We start from the raw sequence: 13043 nt of genomic DNA, 5'->3' as shown, positions 1-13043 counted from the left end.
GGCTTAACTCCCTGTTTAGAGTAAATCGATATGGTAGTCACCCGCCGGGTAACGGAACGGAACCGGTCCATCGGCAATGCCGTCAAGGAACTGGCGTACGCGCGGATCGGCATTTTCTTGTAGCGCCTGAGCACTACCGTAGGCCACTATTTTTTTGTCCGCCATTATATAGGCGTAATCCGCAATACTCAGTACTTCAGGCACATCATGGGATACCACCACACAGGTGACACCCAGCGCGCTGTTCAGTTCTGAAATCAACTTCACCAGCACGCCCATGGTGATGGGATCCTGACCGACGAACGGCTCATCAAACATAATGAGGTCAGGCTCCAGCGCGATAGCACGCGCTAACGCAGCGCGGCGCGCCATCCCACCGGATAATTCAGAAGGCATTAATTTGGCCGCACCCCGCAGGCCGACGGCCTCGAGCTTCATCATCACTGTGCTCTTCAGCAACGGCGCTGGCAACGTCGTATGCTCGCGCAGAGGGTACGCAACGTTGTCAAACACATTCATGTCGGTAAATAGCGCACCTGACTGAAACAGCATACTCATGCGCTTACGCACGGTAAATAAACGCGAACGGGACATGGCCGGGACGTTCTCACCGTCAAACAGAATCTCGCCCTTATCCGGTGAGATCTGTCCGCCAATCAGACGCAACAGCGTCGTTTTGCCGATGCCTGATGGCCCCATGATTGCCGTCACCTTACCGCGCGGTACCGTCAGGGAAATATTATCAAAGATGCAGCGGTCGCCCCGGGAAAAGCTGACATCGCGCATATCGACTAGATTCGCCACAGACTGCCCCATTGATTCATCCTTTACTATTGCCTTGTTGATCGAAGAGTTTGGCGCTCAATTTAGCCCTGAACTCAACATATTTACAGATTATTGCCTGTCCTGGTTAGCGAAAGCTGGCATTTGTTTTACTTTTTAGCCGCATAAAGTCAAAATTAAGACTTCGTTACGGCTTCCAGAAGATCCTTCAAGAGGACCGGCGAGTATACCTGAAGAAAGGACTTTAGATGCTTTTAGCGACGGCGCTGTTAATAATTGGTTTACTTCTGGTGGTCTACGGTGCCGACCGTCTGGTATTTGCCGCATCCATTTTATGTCGAAACGTCGGTATTCCACCCATTATCATCGGAATGACCGTGGTCAGCATTGGTACGTCGTTACCCGAGATCATTGTCTCCGTTGCCGCATCGATGAATGGGCAACTCGATCTGGCTGTCGGGACCGCCATAGGTTCTAACATCACCAACATTCTGCTTATTTTAGGCCTGTCGGCGCTGATTCATCCTTTTACCGTGCATTCTGATGTTCTGCGTCGTGAATTACCGCTAATGTTGCTGGTAAGTATTTTAGCTGCATCCGTCCTGTATGACGGGCAGTTGAGCCGCAGCGACGGTTTCTTTCTTCTGCTCCTGGCCGTGCTATGGATGCTATTCATTGTTAAAATCGCTCGTCTGGCCGAGCGACAAGGCAATGACAGCCTGACACGCGAGCAGATAGCTGAGCTGCCGCGCGAAGGCGGGTTACCCGTCGCATTTTTGTGGTTGGGTATTGCGCTGATTATTATGCCTATGGCTACGCGTATGGTGGTAGATAACGCTACCGTACTGGCGAACTATTTCGCCATGAGCGAACTCACCATCGGGTTGACGGTGGTCGCCATTGGTACCAGCCTGCCGGAACTGGCAACGGCGATTGCGGGTCTGCGTAAAGGTGAAAACGATATTGCCGTCGGTAACATTATCGGCGCGAACATTTTTAATATTGTTATCGTCCTCGGGCTACCGGCGCTGATTACGCCGGGCGAAGTCAATCCGATGGCCTTCGTCCGGGACTACAGCGTCATGCTGCTGGTGAGCGTTATTTTTGCATTACTCTGCTGGCGACGTCCGCGCCAGATTGGTCGCGGCGCGGGCGCGCTGCTGACCGGCGGTTTTATCATATGGCTGGCGATGCTGTATTGGTTATCGCCACTTCTCGTTGGATAACTGGAAACGCATTATGTCGCACTTAGAGTTGCAACCGGGTTTTGACTTTCAGCAAGCAGGCAAGGAAGTCCTGGCAATTGAACGTGAAGGCCTGGCGGAGCTTGATCAGTACATCAACCAAAATTTTACCCTGGCATGCGAGAAAATATTCAGTTGCCCGGGCAAAGTCGTGGTGATGGGAATGGGGAAATCCGGCCATATCGGGCGGAAAATGGCAGCCACATTTGCCAGCACCGGCACCCCCTCATTTTTTGTACACCCAGGCGAAGCTGCACATGGCGATCTGGGTATGGTCTCGCCGCAGGATGTGGTCATCGCCATCTCTAACTCCGGTGAATCCAATGAGATAGCGGCGCTGATCCCGGTATTAAAACGTCTTCATGTACCGCTTATATGCATGACCGGTCGTCCGGAAAGCAGTATGGCGCGTGCAGCAGATGTGCATCTGTGTGTTAAAGTGCCCAAGGAAGCTTGTCCGTTAGGCCTGGCGCCGACCAGCAGCACGACAGCAACACTGGTGATGGGCGATGCCCTTGCGGTGGCATTATTAAAAGCGCGCGGCTTTACCGCGGAAGATTTTGCATTGTCTCATCCCGGTGGCGCACTGGGCCGTAAGCTTTTACTGCGCGTTAACGATATTATGCATACGGGCGACGAGATCCCGCATGTAACCAAAAACGCCAGCCTGCGTGACGCCTTAATTGAGATCACGCGTAAAAATCTCGGCATGACCGTCATTTGCGATGATGCCATGAAGATTGACGGTATTTTCACCGATGGTGATTTACGTCGTGTCTTCGATATGGGCGTTGATGTACGCCAGTTAGGCATTGCCGATGTGATGACCCCTGGAGGCATTCGCGTGCGTCCGGGTATTCTTGCCGTCGATGCCCTGAACTTAATGCAGTCCCGCCATATCACCTCGGTAATGGTTGCTGATGGCGACCAGTTACTCGGTGTGTTACATATGCATGATCTGCTACGTGCAGGTGTAGTGTAAGAAACTCAAGGATAACGAAAATGAGTAAAGCAGGTGCGTCGCTTGCGACCTGTTATGGACCCGTCAGCGCAGACGTTATCACCCGGGCAGAAAACATCCGTTTGCTGATCCTGGATGTGGATGGCGTACTGTCTGATGGTCTGATTTATATGGGCAACAACGGTGAAGAGCTGAAGGCTTTTAACGTCCGCGATGGTTACGGAATTCGCTGTGCGCTCACTTCCGGTATTGAGGTTGCCATTATTACCGGACGAAAGGCTAAACTTGTAGAAGATCGCTGTGCCACTTTGGGGATCACCCACCTGTATCAGGGACAGTCAGACAAACTGGTTGCTTTTGGCGATCTCCTTAGCAAACTGGCGATCGCGCCGGAGAATGTCGCCTACGTTGGCGATGACCTGATCGACTGGCCGGTGATGGCACAAGTGGGATTGAGCGTCGCGGTGGCAGATGCCCACCCTTTGCTGATCCCGCGGGCCGATTATGTCACCCGTATTAATGGGGGACGTGGCGCTGTGCGTGAAGTCTGCGATTTATTACTCCTGGCGCAGGGCAAACTGGACGAGGCCAAAGGGCAATCGATATGAGCAAAACCAGACGTTGGGTTATCATTCTACTGTCGCTGGCTGTCCTTGTGATGATTGGTATTAATCTGGCAGACAAAGAGGACACCGCTCAGGTCGTCGTCAATAACAACGAGCCAACCTATAAGAGCGAACATACTGATACCGTCGTGTATAGTCCGGAAGGCGCGCTGAGCTATCACTTGATCGCACAACACGTTGAATATTATTCGGAACAAGCGGTTTCGTGGTTTACTCAACCAGTATTAACCACATTTGATAAGGATAAAGTACCGACCTGGACGATCAAGGCCGATAAAGCCAAATTGACCAACGATCGGATGCTGTATCTGTACGGCCATGTTGAGGTTAACGCCCTGGTGCCTGACTCTCAACTACGCAGAATTACGACCGATAACGCGCAGATTAACCTGGTGACACAAGATGTCACTTCCGATGATCTGGTGACGTTGTATGGCACAACATTTAACTCCAGCGGACTGAAGATGCGCGGCAACTTACGCAGCAAGAACGCCGAGCTGATTGAAAAGGTTAGAACCTCATATGAAATCCAAAACAAACAAACTCAGCCTTAATCTTGTACTTGCCAGCTCACTTCTGGCCGCCAGCATTCCGGCATTTGCCGTCACCGGCGATACCGAGCAGCCGATTCACATTGAGTCGGACCAGCAGTCCCTGGATATGCAGGGCAACGTGGTAACGTTTACTGGCAACGTGATTGTGACTCAGGGCACCATCAAAATTAACGCCGATAAAGTCGTCGTGACCCGTCCTGGCGGCGAAGACGGCAAGGAAGTGATTGACGGCTATGGCAATCCAGCGACGTTTTACCAGATGCAGGACAACGGTAAACCGGTTAAAGGCCGCGCCTCGCAGATGCACTATGAACTGGCGAAAGACTTTGTCGTGCTAACCGGCAAGGCGTATCTGGAACAGCTCGATAGCAACATCACGGGCGATAAGATCACCTATCTGGTAAAAGAGCAGAAAATGCAGGCCTTCAGCGATAAAGGCAAACGCGTCACCACCGTTCTGGTTCCGTCGCAGTTGCAGGACAAAAACAAGGCTCCGGCAGAGAAAAAAGGTAACTGATTCGTTATGGCAACATTAACTGCAAAGAACCTTGCAAAAGCCTATAAAGGCCGTCGTGTGGTGGAAGATGTCAGTCTGACCGTCAACTCCGGGGAGATCGTCGGTCTGCTCGGTCCTAACGGTGCAGGCAAGACAACAACCTTTTACATGGTGGTCGGCATTGTCCCGCGCGATGCGGGTAACATTATCATTGATGACGAAGACATCAGCCTGCTGCCTCTGCATGCGCGCGCGCGTCGCGGCATCGGCTACTTACCGCAGGAAGCATCGATTTTCCGTCGCCTGAGCGTGTTTGATAACCTGATGGCGGTACTGCAAATTCGTGACGATCTGACCAGCGAGCAGCGGGAAGATCGCGCCAACGAGCTGATGGAAGAATTCCACATCGAGCACCTGCGTGACAGTATGGGGCAGTCGCTCTCCGGTGGTGAACGACGCCGCGTGGAGATCGCCCGCGCACTGGCCGCTAATCCGAAATTTATCCTGCTGGATGAACCGTTTGCCGGTGTTGACCCGATTTCCGTTATTGATATCAAACGGATCATCGAACACCTGCGCGACAGCGGCCTTGGCGTGCTGATTACCGACCATAACGTCCGCGAAACGCTGGCAGTGTGTGAGCGCGCCTATATCGTGAGTCAGGGGCACCTGATCGCGCACGGCACGCCAACAGAAATACTGCAGGATGAGCACGTTAAGCGCGTATACCTTGGGGAAGACTTCAGACTCTGATAGGGTAGAAGACTTCACGTCACCGCAGGAGAAAACAACTCTGAACATGAAGCAAGGTTTGCAACTCAGGCTTAGCCAACAACTGGCGATGACGCCTCAGCTACAACAGGCTATCCGTCTGTTGCAGCTGTCCACGCTGGAACTTCAGCAAGAACTTCAGCAAGCGCTGGAAAGTAACCCACTGCTCGAGCAAACCGATCTTCACGACGAAATTGATACCCAGGAAAAACAGGACAGCGAAACCCTCGACACCGCTGATGCTCTCGAACAAAAAGAGATGCCTGAGGAGCTGCCACTCGATGCCAGTTGGGATGAAATTTATACCGCCGGGACGCCTTCGGGCACCAGCGGAGATTACATCGACGACGAGCTGCCTGTGTATCAAGGTGAGACCACGCAATCACTACAGGATTACCTGATGTGGCAAGTGGAACTGACCCCGTTCTCGGATACCGATCGCGCCATTGCGACATCCATTGTGGATGCGGTAGACGAAACCGGTTATCTCACCGTGACCCTGGACGATATTCTCGAAAGCATGGGCGATGACGACGTCGGTATGGACGAAATCGAAGCCGTGCTTAAACGCGTTCAGCGCTTTGATCCCGTCGGCGTGGCCGCTAAAGATCTCCGCGACTGCTTACTGATCCAACTTTCGCAGTTTGATAAAGCCACACCGTGGCTGGAAGAAGCGCGCCTGATCATCAGCGATCATCTCGATCTGTTAGCCAACCATGACTTCCGCACGCTGATGCGTGTGACCCGACTGAAAGAAGACGTGCTAAAAGAAGCCGTCAATCTTATTCAGTCACTGGATCCAAGGCCTGGGCAGTCGATCCAGACTGGCGACCCAGAATACGTTATTCCGGATGTGCTGGTGCGTAAGCATAACGATCGCTGGGTGGTCGAACTCAACAGCGACAGCATCCCACGACTGCAGATTAACCAGCACTACGCCGCTATGTGCAATAGCGCGCGCAACGATGCCGACAGTCAGTTTATCCGTAGCAATCTACAGGATGCGAAGTGGCTGATTAAAAGCCTGGAAAGCCGCAATGATACACTGCTGCGCGTAAGTCGTTGCATCGTTGAACAACAGCAAGCCTTCTTTGAGCAAGGCGAAGAGTTTATGAAACCGATGGTGCTGGCGGATATCGCCCAGGCCGTCGAGATGCACGAATCGACCATTTCCCGTGTGACCACGCAAAAGTATCTGCACAGTCCGCGCGGCATTTTTGAATTGAAGTATTTCTTTTCCAGTCACGTTAACACTGAAGGTGGAGGCGAAGCCTCATCCACGGCGATCCGTGCGCTGGTGAAGAAATTAATTGCTGCGGAAAACCCCGCGAAACCACTGAGTGACAGCAAGTTAACCTCTATGCTGTCAGAACAGGGTATCATGGTGGCACGCCGCACCGTTGCGAAGTACCGAGAGTCTTTATCCATTCCGCCGTCTAACCAGCGCAAACAGCTGGTCTGACCCAACCGATAAGGAAGACACTATGCAGCTCAACATCACTGGAAACAACGTCGAAATCACTGAAGCCCTGCGCGATTTTGTTAATACAAAATTTGCCAAGCTTGAACAATATTTCGACCGGATTAATCAGGTCTATATTGTGTTGAAAGTGGAGAAGGTTACACATATCTCGGATGCAACGCTGCATGTGAACGGTGGCGAAATTCATGCCAGCGCGGAAGGTCAGGATATGTACGCCGCCATTGACGGTTTAATTGATAAACTGGCTCGGCAGTTAACAAAACATAAAGATAAACTGAAACAGCACTAACTTGTCCGGGCAGTTAGCGGGTGCAGGACGGCCTGTTGTGTAGCACAACGGGCCATTTGTACAGTTAGCGCTTAGGTGAAATTATGACAAATAACGATACGACTCTACAACTGAGCACTGTTCTTAACCAGGAATGTACACGCGCAGGCGTTCACTGCCAAAGCAAGAAACGCGCACTGGAAATCATCAGTGAACTGGCGGCAAAACAGCTCAGCTTGCCTTCTCAGGTGGTATTTGAGGCCATTCTGACGCGTGAAAAAATGGGCAGTACCGGCATCGGTAATGGTATTGCTATCCCGCATGGAAAGCTGGAAGAAGACACGATGCGCGCGGTTGGTGTGTTTGTGCAACTTGAAACGCCTATCGCCTTCGACGCTATTGATAATCAGCCAGTCGATCTGCTGTTCGCCCTGCTGGTTCCGGCGGACCAAACCAAGACGCATTTGCATACGTTGTCACTGGTCGCAAAACGTCTGGCGGATAAAACCATCTGTCGTCGTCTGCGCGCCGCACAGAGTGACCAGGAGTTGTATCAAATCATCACGGACACCGAAGGTGGACAGGATGAAGCATAACAACCCAATGGCATCCTTTTTTGTCGTTGTGAGGAGAAACAGTACATGGTACTGATGATCGTCAGCGGCCGTTCAGGGTCAGGTAAATCTGTCGCTCTGCGTGCGCTGGAAGATATGGGTTTTTACTGCGTGGATAACCTTCCCGTAGTGCTGTTGCCCGATCTGGCTCGTACTCTGGCCGATCGCCAGATTTCTGCGGCCGTCAGCATTGATGTGCGCAACATGCCTGAGTCCCCGGAGATTTTCGAGCAGGCAATGAACAATCTGCCTGAAGGCTTCTCACCACAGCTGCTGTTCCTTGATGCTGACCGTAACACGCTGATTCGTCGCTACAGTGACACGCGTCGCCTGCACCCACTCTCCAGCAAGAACTTGTCTCTGGAAAGCGCTATCGATAAGGAAAGCGATTTGCTTGAGCCTTTGCGCTCTCGCGCTGACCTGATCGTTGATACCTCCGAAATGTCCGTGCACGAACTGGCGGAAATGTTGCGTACCCGACTGTTGGGCAAACGTGAACGTGAATTGACGATGGTTTTCGAATCCTTTGGCTTCAAACACGGTATCCCGATTGATGCGGATTACGTCTTTGACGTGCGCTTCCTGCCTAACCCGCACTGGGATCCGAAGCTGCGCCCAATGACCGGTCTTGACCGCCCCGTCGCCGCGTTCCTCGACAGGCACACAGAAGTACACAATTTTATCTACCAGACGCGCAGCTATCTTGAGCTATGGTTACCCATGCTGGAGACCAACAACCGCAGCTACCTCACCGTAGCCATCGGTTGTACCGGCGGGAAGCACCGTTCGGTGTATATTGCAGAGCAGCTGGCAGACTACTTCCGCTCACGCGGTAAAAACGTGCAGTCACGCCATCGTACGCTGGAAAAACGTAAATCATGACCGTGAAGCAAACCGTTGAAATCACTAATAAGCTGGGCATGCATGCCCGTCCAGCTATGAAACTGTTTGAATTGATGCAGGGTTTCGAAGCAGAAGTTTTGCTGCGTAATGATGAAGGAACGGAAGCCGAGGCCAACAGCGTTATCGCTCTGCTGATGCTGGATTCAGCCAAAGGGCGTCAGATAGAAGTTGAAGCCACGGGTCCGCAGGAAGTTGAAGCCCTTGCCGCAGTGGTTGCCCTGTTTAATTCAGGTTTTGATGAAGATTAGTCAAGTGGTTTTAACACGTAGCCAGTAGGTCGGATAAGGCGTTTACGCCGTATCCGGCAATGCCATTGTGTCGTATTGTGTCTGATGCGCTGCACTTAAATCAGGCCTACAAAAACAGCGACAGCAGCAATTAATATAGCTTATTTTCCCGCATAAACGACTCACCGCCTAACTGGCGCATTTGACGCATGATCCACGCCTGACGGCTACGCACATAACCAGAAGGCGCATTCGCTTTAAAACGCAAAGGATTGGGTAATACCGCCGCCAGCAAGGCCGCTTCAGACAGACTCAACCGACTGGCAGGTTTATGGAAATAGCGCTGCGCCGCCGCCTCCACGCCGAAAACCCCATCGCCAAACTCAGCGATATTCAGGTAAACGGTCAGAATACGTTTCTTGCTCCAGACGGTTTCCATACCCAGCGTTAGCCCGGCTTCAAGACCTTTACGTACCCAGCTACGCCCATCCCACAGAAAGAGATTTTTCGCCGTCTGTTGCGATAACGTCGACGCCCCGCGAATACGGTTTTCATTGCGTTCATTGTGCGCCAGCGCTTTCTCTATGGCGGAGACATCGAATCCCCAGTGCTCGGGAAACTTCTGGTCCTCCGCGGCAATGACGGCCAGTCCCATCCACGGTGAGATCTCGTCCATGCTCACCCAGTCTGAGTGCGCCACATAACCAAAATCACCGGACAGCCATGCTCCCAGTTGCCGTTCAACCATCACCGCCGAGAAAGGTACAGGCATCACGCTGAAAAGTGCGATGCCTCCGCCCCAGAATACGCCGAGGACAATGACCGCCCGCAGAAAGATACGTCGCAGAAAGGCGGTAACTCCTGTTCTCATTCAGCCAGCACCAGCACACGTGATACCAGTTTATCGATGCCACTCGCAGCCTGAGCGATATCCTGCGCCAGCATATAGGCGGGCGTGGTGACAATTTTGTTGTCCTCATCGACGACAATGTCATCAACCGGACAAGGCACATGCTCAGCGCCCATCTCTTCCAGCACCTCTGCCGTATCGATATCAGTACCAATGGTCAGACGCAGAGGGAAATCAAAAATTTTAGGTAACATAGCGGGCGCAATGCACATAAATCCCAGCGGCTTACCCGCCTGATGCATAGCCACCGCCAGCGCGGCTAAATCGCTGTCAACCCGGCATTCGCTGCCCTGACTGGCAAAATTGCTCAGATTTTTGGCCGCACCAAACCCACCCGGCACGATCAACGCATCCAGTTCCGTTGAGACTGCCTGAGCGAGCGGGCGAATTTCACCGCGTGTTATACGTGCGGCTTCAATCAGTACATTACGCGTTTCCAGCATCGGCTCGCCGGTCAGATGATTAATCACATCCGCTTGCTGTTTATCCGGAGCAAAGCAGACGGCCTGAGCGCCGTTGCGGGCAATGGCCAGAAGCGTGAGAACAGTTTCATGGATCTCTGCACCGTCATACACGCCGCATCCGCTGAGCACTACACCCACTTTTTTCATCGTGATACTCCTTTCTCAACTGGCTGAAACATATTAGTTATTATGATTTAAATGCTACGCTTCACACATTTAACTGATTCATGTAACAAATTATTTAAGATTTGCTATCTTAACTGCGTGCGGCCTGAAAATTAGGGCTGCGCCCTTGTAAACAATGATAATAATTTACGGCGCAGCCACGATTTCCCTGGTGTTGGCGCAGTATTCGCGCACCCCGGTCAAGCCGGGGTCATTTTTTTTCCACGCTCGCCACCCAGGCTTTTAATACCGCCACGTCGTGCTGCCACTCCTGCTTCATCTCTTCAATCCATTCAGCAACGTTATCTTCCCAGGCGGGAAGGTCCGGCGACTGGATTTGCTGACCTAACTGTTGCAGGTGACGCAGCCCCACTGAACCTGCTGCGCCTTTAATTTTATGACCTTCCTCAACCACGCCTTTTTTATCCCGTGCGGTCAAGTTGGACTCCAACACGCTCAAATATCCCGGCATCATCTTCTCAAACACCGCCAGCCCGTCGGTAATTAACTTCGGTCCCACCAGCTCGAGGTATTGTTCCAACATAGGAATATCTAACAGCGCTTGCGATTTACTGCTTTCTTCAGATGTCACAGTGCTCTCCTCTTCGTTTCTGGTATCCCAGTATTTTTTGATCATGGCGGTTAGCGCCGGAACCGACAGCGGCTTACTCAGCACGTCATCCATTCCCGCGTCCAAATACTCTTTTTTATCTTTCAGTACGTTGGCGGTGAGTGCAACCAGCGGCGGAAGGTCCTCACGAGCGTATTTTTGCGTGAGCTCCCGCGAGATATCCAGACCGGTCATATCCGGTAGCTGAATATCCAGCAGCACCAGGTCATATTCACCCGGCTTAAACATTTCCAGCGCGGCTTTCCCGGTCATCGCGACATCCACGCTGTTGCCTAATTTTTCCAGCACGGAACGCGCAACAATAACGTTTAGTTCAATGTCTTCCACCAGCAGCACATTCAGGGCTGGCAGCGGCATGTCATCGTCTTCAAAGGCGTCTTCAATCTCTTCCGCTACCGCAGGCGCATGTACGGTCAGCGTAAAGATGGAGCCTTTACCTGCCTGGCTGGAAACCGTAATATCGCCGCCCATATTTTTCGCCAGACGCTTCGACACGGCCAAACCAATCCCGGTTCCTGTGGCCGGTTTACCGCCGTTACTGTCCTTCACCTGATAATACATGGCGAAGATTTTATCCTGCTCATCCTGCGGAATGCCGATCCCAGAATCTTCAACCTCGAAATGCAGCATATCGCCCTGGTCATAGCGCGCCCGCACGGTCACCTGTCCCTGCTGAGTGAACTTCACGGCGTTGCTGATCAGATTCCACAGAATCTGGCGCAAACGCGTGCCGTCGGTAATGACCTTATGCGGTAGCGGTAATGTTGGCTCAAGTACAAAACGCAGCCCTTTTTGCTGCGCCTGCAGGCCAGAAAGGTTTTCCAGATCCGCCATAAAGCTGGTGAAATCAACAGGCTGGTTATCGAGCTGGACTTTACGTCGCTCCATCTTATCCATATCTATGATATCGTTGAAAATATTCCCCAGCGTCACGGCAGAGACATGGATGGTTTTCAGGTATTTTTCCTGCTCAGCGGTCAGGTCTGTATCCAACAGGATCCGGCTTAAGCCGACAATGCCGTTAAGCGGAGTGCGCAGCTCGTGGCTGATGGTGGAAATGAAGGTGGTCTTATCACGGCTGGCACGTTCAAGCGCGTCCTGATAGCGCTTACGCTCGGTAATATCGCGCCCAAAGCCCATCAGGCCATGTCGCTTACCTACGCGGTCATAGTACGGCACTTTACGAATTTCAAAGCAGGCTTTGCGCCCGTCCGGGTAGTCCAGCCACTGTTCGTAGGTGAGTGAGACGTTATGACGGAATACCTTCTCGTCGGTTTCAATTACCTTTTCAGCCGCTTCAGGAGAGTAAACGTCAGCCGGTTTTAAGTTCACCAGCTGCTTTTCGCTTTTGCCAGTCAGCAGTTCCATGGCACGGTTACAGCCGGAAAATTCTTTATCTTCATTGCGATAAAAAACCAGATCCGGCGAGGCATCAAGGAAAGAGCGTAAAAAGGAAGACTGTTGCTCGAGCTGGATCTGCGCTTCTTCGCGCTCTTTGATTTCAACCTTCAGTTGCTCGAACGTTTCCTGGCGCTCCGCTTCGGCTTTTTCGCGCTCAACAATTTCCTGATTGAGCTGGGCTATATTATCTTTCAATTGCACATTGAGCTTGAGATCGCGCTCGCGCATCTCTTCCAGCTTTTGTACCAGTCGTGACAGGCGTTGCCGGGACTCTTCCAGTTGCTCCACCACCACTGACAGGAAATAGACAGCCCAAGGGGTAATTAACAGACCAAAAAAGATAGAACGGATAACATCAATGCTTTCTACCTGGCCATGCAGCACCATGGTGACAGCCATCTGCACCACAATTGCCAACACGACCAGAGCCAGCGCCAACAGCAGCGAAAAGCGCACCAGACCCAACTTCATCATTAGGTCGACGTAATATTGCGCCAGCATACGGATTTGCTTCATAGAGGGTTCCTTCACGACAACTTGGC

15 protein-coding genes are annotated in these 13043 nt (G+C 52.1%); 11 read left to right on the top strand and 4 right to left on the bottom strand.

Going from position 1 to position 13043, the window contains the following annotated elements:
- Nucleotides 1–15: 15 nt before the first annotated feature.
- Nucleotides 16–816 carry a phospholipid ABC transporter ATP-binding protein MlaF gene (gene mlaF / locus SK33_RS02415; RefSeq protein ID WP_003025057.1) on the bottom strand — a complete coding sequence of 267 codons (801 nt, stop codon included), beginning with the start codon at nt 814–816 and terminating at the stop codon, nt 16–18.
- Nucleotides 817–1031: 215 nt separating this feature from the next.
- Between mlaF and SK33_RS02410 the strand changes: the two genes are divergently transcribed.
- The 11 genes from SK33_RS02410 to npr all read left to right on the top strand — a co-directional run bounded on the left by SK33_RS02410 (nt 1032) and on the right by npr (nt 8951).
- Nucleotides 1032–2009, top strand: coding sequence for a calcium/sodium antiporter (locus tag SK33_RS02410; protein WP_048218720.1), 978 nt, complete (start codon nt 1032–1034; stop codon nt 2007–2009).
- Nucleotides 2010–2022: 13 nt separating this feature from the next.
- Nucleotides 2023–3009: an arabinose-5-phosphate isomerase KdsD gene (gene kdsD, locus SK33_RS02405; RefSeq protein ID WP_003025063.1), complete on the top strand. Its 987-nt coding sequence runs from the start codon at nt 2023–2025 to the stop codon at nt 3007–3009.
- 20 nt (nt 3010–3029) lie between these two features.
- Nucleotides 3030–3596 carry a 3-deoxy-manno-octulosonate-8-phosphatase KdsC gene (gene kdsC, locus SK33_RS02400; RefSeq protein WP_003025065.1) on the top strand — a complete coding sequence of 189 codons (567 nt, stop codon included), beginning with the start codon at nt 3030–3032 and terminating at the stop codon, nt 3594–3596.
- The gene (gene lptC, locus SK33_RS02395; RefSeq protein ID WP_003025068.1) at nt 3593–4168 is read left to right on the top strand and encodes an LPS export ABC transporter periplasmic protein LptC; all 576 of its coding nucleotides are present in this window, start codon (nt 3593–3595) and stop codon (nt 4166–4168) included. The genes kdsC and lptC overlap by 4 nt, the downstream gene beginning before the upstream one ends.
- A complete protein-coding gene (gene lptA, locus SK33_RS02390) occupies nt 4137–4685 on the top strand; it encodes a lipopolysaccharide ABC transporter substrate-binding protein LptA (RefSeq protein WP_003025070.1) in 549 nt (182 codons plus the stop codon). Before lptC ends, lptA begins: the two co-directional genes overlap by 32 nt.
- Nucleotides 4686–4691: 6 nt before the next feature.
- Nucleotides 4692–5417, top strand: a complete 726-nt coding sequence (lptB, locus tag SK33_RS02385; RefSeq protein ID WP_003025073.1) for an LPS export ABC transporter ATP-binding protein — start codon at nt 4692–4694, stop codon at nt 5415–5417.
- A 46-nt stretch (nt 5418–5463) separates the two neighbouring features.
- Complete coding sequence (gene rpoN / locus SK33_RS02380) at nt 5464–6897, top strand: RNA polymerase factor sigma-54 (RefSeq protein ID WP_048218723.1); 1434 nt, start codon at nt 5464–5466, stop codon at nt 6895–6897.
- 22 nt (nt 6898–6919) lie between these two features.
- Nucleotides 6920–7207 (top strand): ribosome hibernation promoting factor, encoded by a 288-nt coding sequence (gene hpf, locus SK33_RS02375; RefSeq protein WP_003025078.1) that lies wholly within the window; start codon nt 6920–6922, stop codon nt 7205–7207.
- Between the two features lie 83 nt (nt 7208–7290).
- A complete protein-coding gene (gene ptsN, locus SK33_RS02370) occupies nt 7291–7782 on the top strand; it encodes a PTS IIA-like nitrogen regulatory protein PtsN (protein ID WP_003025083.1) in 492 nt (163 codons plus the stop codon).
- Nucleotides 7783–7827: 45 nt separating this feature from the next.
- Nucleotides 7828–8682, top strand: a complete 855-nt coding sequence (gene rapZ, locus SK33_RS02365) for an RNase adapter RapZ (protein WP_003025085.1) — start codon at nt 7828–7830, stop codon at nt 8680–8682.
- A complete protein-coding gene (npr, locus tag SK33_RS02360; RefSeq protein ID WP_003025086.1) occupies nt 8679–8951 on the top strand; it encodes a PTS phosphocarrier protein NPr in 273 nt (90 codons plus the stop codon). The genes rapZ and npr overlap by 4 nt, the downstream gene beginning before the upstream one ends.
- Before the next feature lie 130 nt (nt 8952–9081).
- Here npr and mtgA read toward each other — a convergent pair whose 3' ends face one another.
- From mtgA to arcB, 3 genes are all read right to left on the bottom strand, one after another.
- Nucleotides 9082–9801 (bottom strand): monofunctional biosynthetic peptidoglycan transglycosylase, encoded by a 720-nt coding sequence (gene mtgA, locus SK33_RS02355; RefSeq protein WP_003025087.1) that lies wholly within the window; start codon nt 9799–9801, stop codon nt 9082–9084.
- Nucleotides 9798–10451, bottom strand: coding sequence for an isoprenoid biosynthesis glyoxalase ElbB (gene elbB / locus SK33_RS02350; protein ID WP_003025088.1), 654 nt, complete (start codon nt 10449–10451; stop codon nt 9798–9800). Before elbB ends, mtgA begins: the two co-directional genes overlap by 4 nt.
- Nucleotides 10452–10680: 229 nt before the next feature.
- Nucleotides 10681–13017: an aerobic respiration two-component sensor histidine kinase ArcB gene (arcB, locus tag SK33_RS02345; RefSeq protein ID WP_003844840.1), complete on the bottom strand. Its 2337-nt coding sequence runs from the start codon at nt 13015–13017 to the stop codon at nt 10681–10683.
- Nucleotides 13018–13043 lie beyond the last annotated feature (26 nt).

Origin of the sequence: Citrobacter sp. MGH103, from assembly GCF_001034475.2 — a bacterium.
Lineage (GTDB): Bacteria > Pseudomonadota > Gammaproteobacteria > Enterobacterales > Enterobacteriaceae > Citrobacter > Citrobacter freundii.
This window is presented reverse-complemented; position numbering and strand designations above follow the sequence as displayed.

Coding starts and splice junctions, on each gene's coding strand:
- mlaF (WP_003025057.1), bottom strand. CDS start 816: ATGGGGCAGTCTGTGGCGAATCTAGTCGATATGCGCGATGTCAGCTTT.
- SK33_RS02410 (WP_048218720.1), top strand. CDS start 1,032: ATGCTTTTAGCGACGGCGCTGTTAATAATTGGTTTACTTCTGGTGGTC.
- kdsD (WP_003025063.1), top strand. CDS start 2,023: ATGTCGCACTTAGAGTTGCAACCGGGTTTTGACTTTCAGCAAGCAGGC.
- kdsC (WP_003025065.1), top strand. CDS start 3,030: ATGAGTAAAGCAGGTGCGTCGCTTGCGACCTGTTATGGACCCGTCAGC.
- lptC (WP_003025068.1), top strand. CDS start 3,593: ATGAGCAAAACCAGACGTTGGGTTATCATTCTACTGTCGCTGGCTGTC.
- lptA (WP_003025070.1), top strand. CDS start 4,137: ATGAAATCCAAAACAAACAAACTCAGCCTTAATCTTGTACTTGCCAGC.
- lptB (WP_003025073.1), top strand. CDS start 4,692: ATGGCAACATTAACTGCAAAGAACCTTGCAAAAGCCTATAAAGGCCGT.
- rpoN (WP_048218723.1), top strand. CDS start 5,464: ATGAAGCAAGGTTTGCAACTCAGGCTTAGCCAACAACTGGCGATGACG.
- hpf (WP_003025078.1), top strand. CDS start 6,920: ATGCAGCTCAACATCACTGGAAACAACGTCGAAATCACTGAAGCCCTG.
- ptsN (WP_003025083.1), top strand. CDS start 7,291: ATGACAAATAACGATACGACTCTACAACTGAGCACTGTTCTTAACCAG.
- rapZ (WP_003025085.1), top strand. CDS start 7,828: ATGGTACTGATGATCGTCAGCGGCCGTTCAGGGTCAGGTAAATCTGTC.
- npr (WP_003025086.1), top strand. CDS start 8,679: ATGACCGTGAAGCAAACCGTTGAAATCACTAATAAGCTGGGCATGCAT.
- mtgA (WP_003025087.1), bottom strand. CDS start 9,801: ATGAGAACAGGAGTTACCGCCTTTCTGCGACGTATCTTTCTGCGGGCG.
- elbB (WP_003025088.1), bottom strand. CDS start 10,451: ATGAAAAAAGTGGGTGTAGTGCTCAGCGGATGCGGCGTGTATGACGGT.
- arcB (WP_003844840.1), bottom strand. CDS start 13,017: ATGAAGCAAATCCGTATGCTGGCGCAATATTACGTCGACCTAATGATG.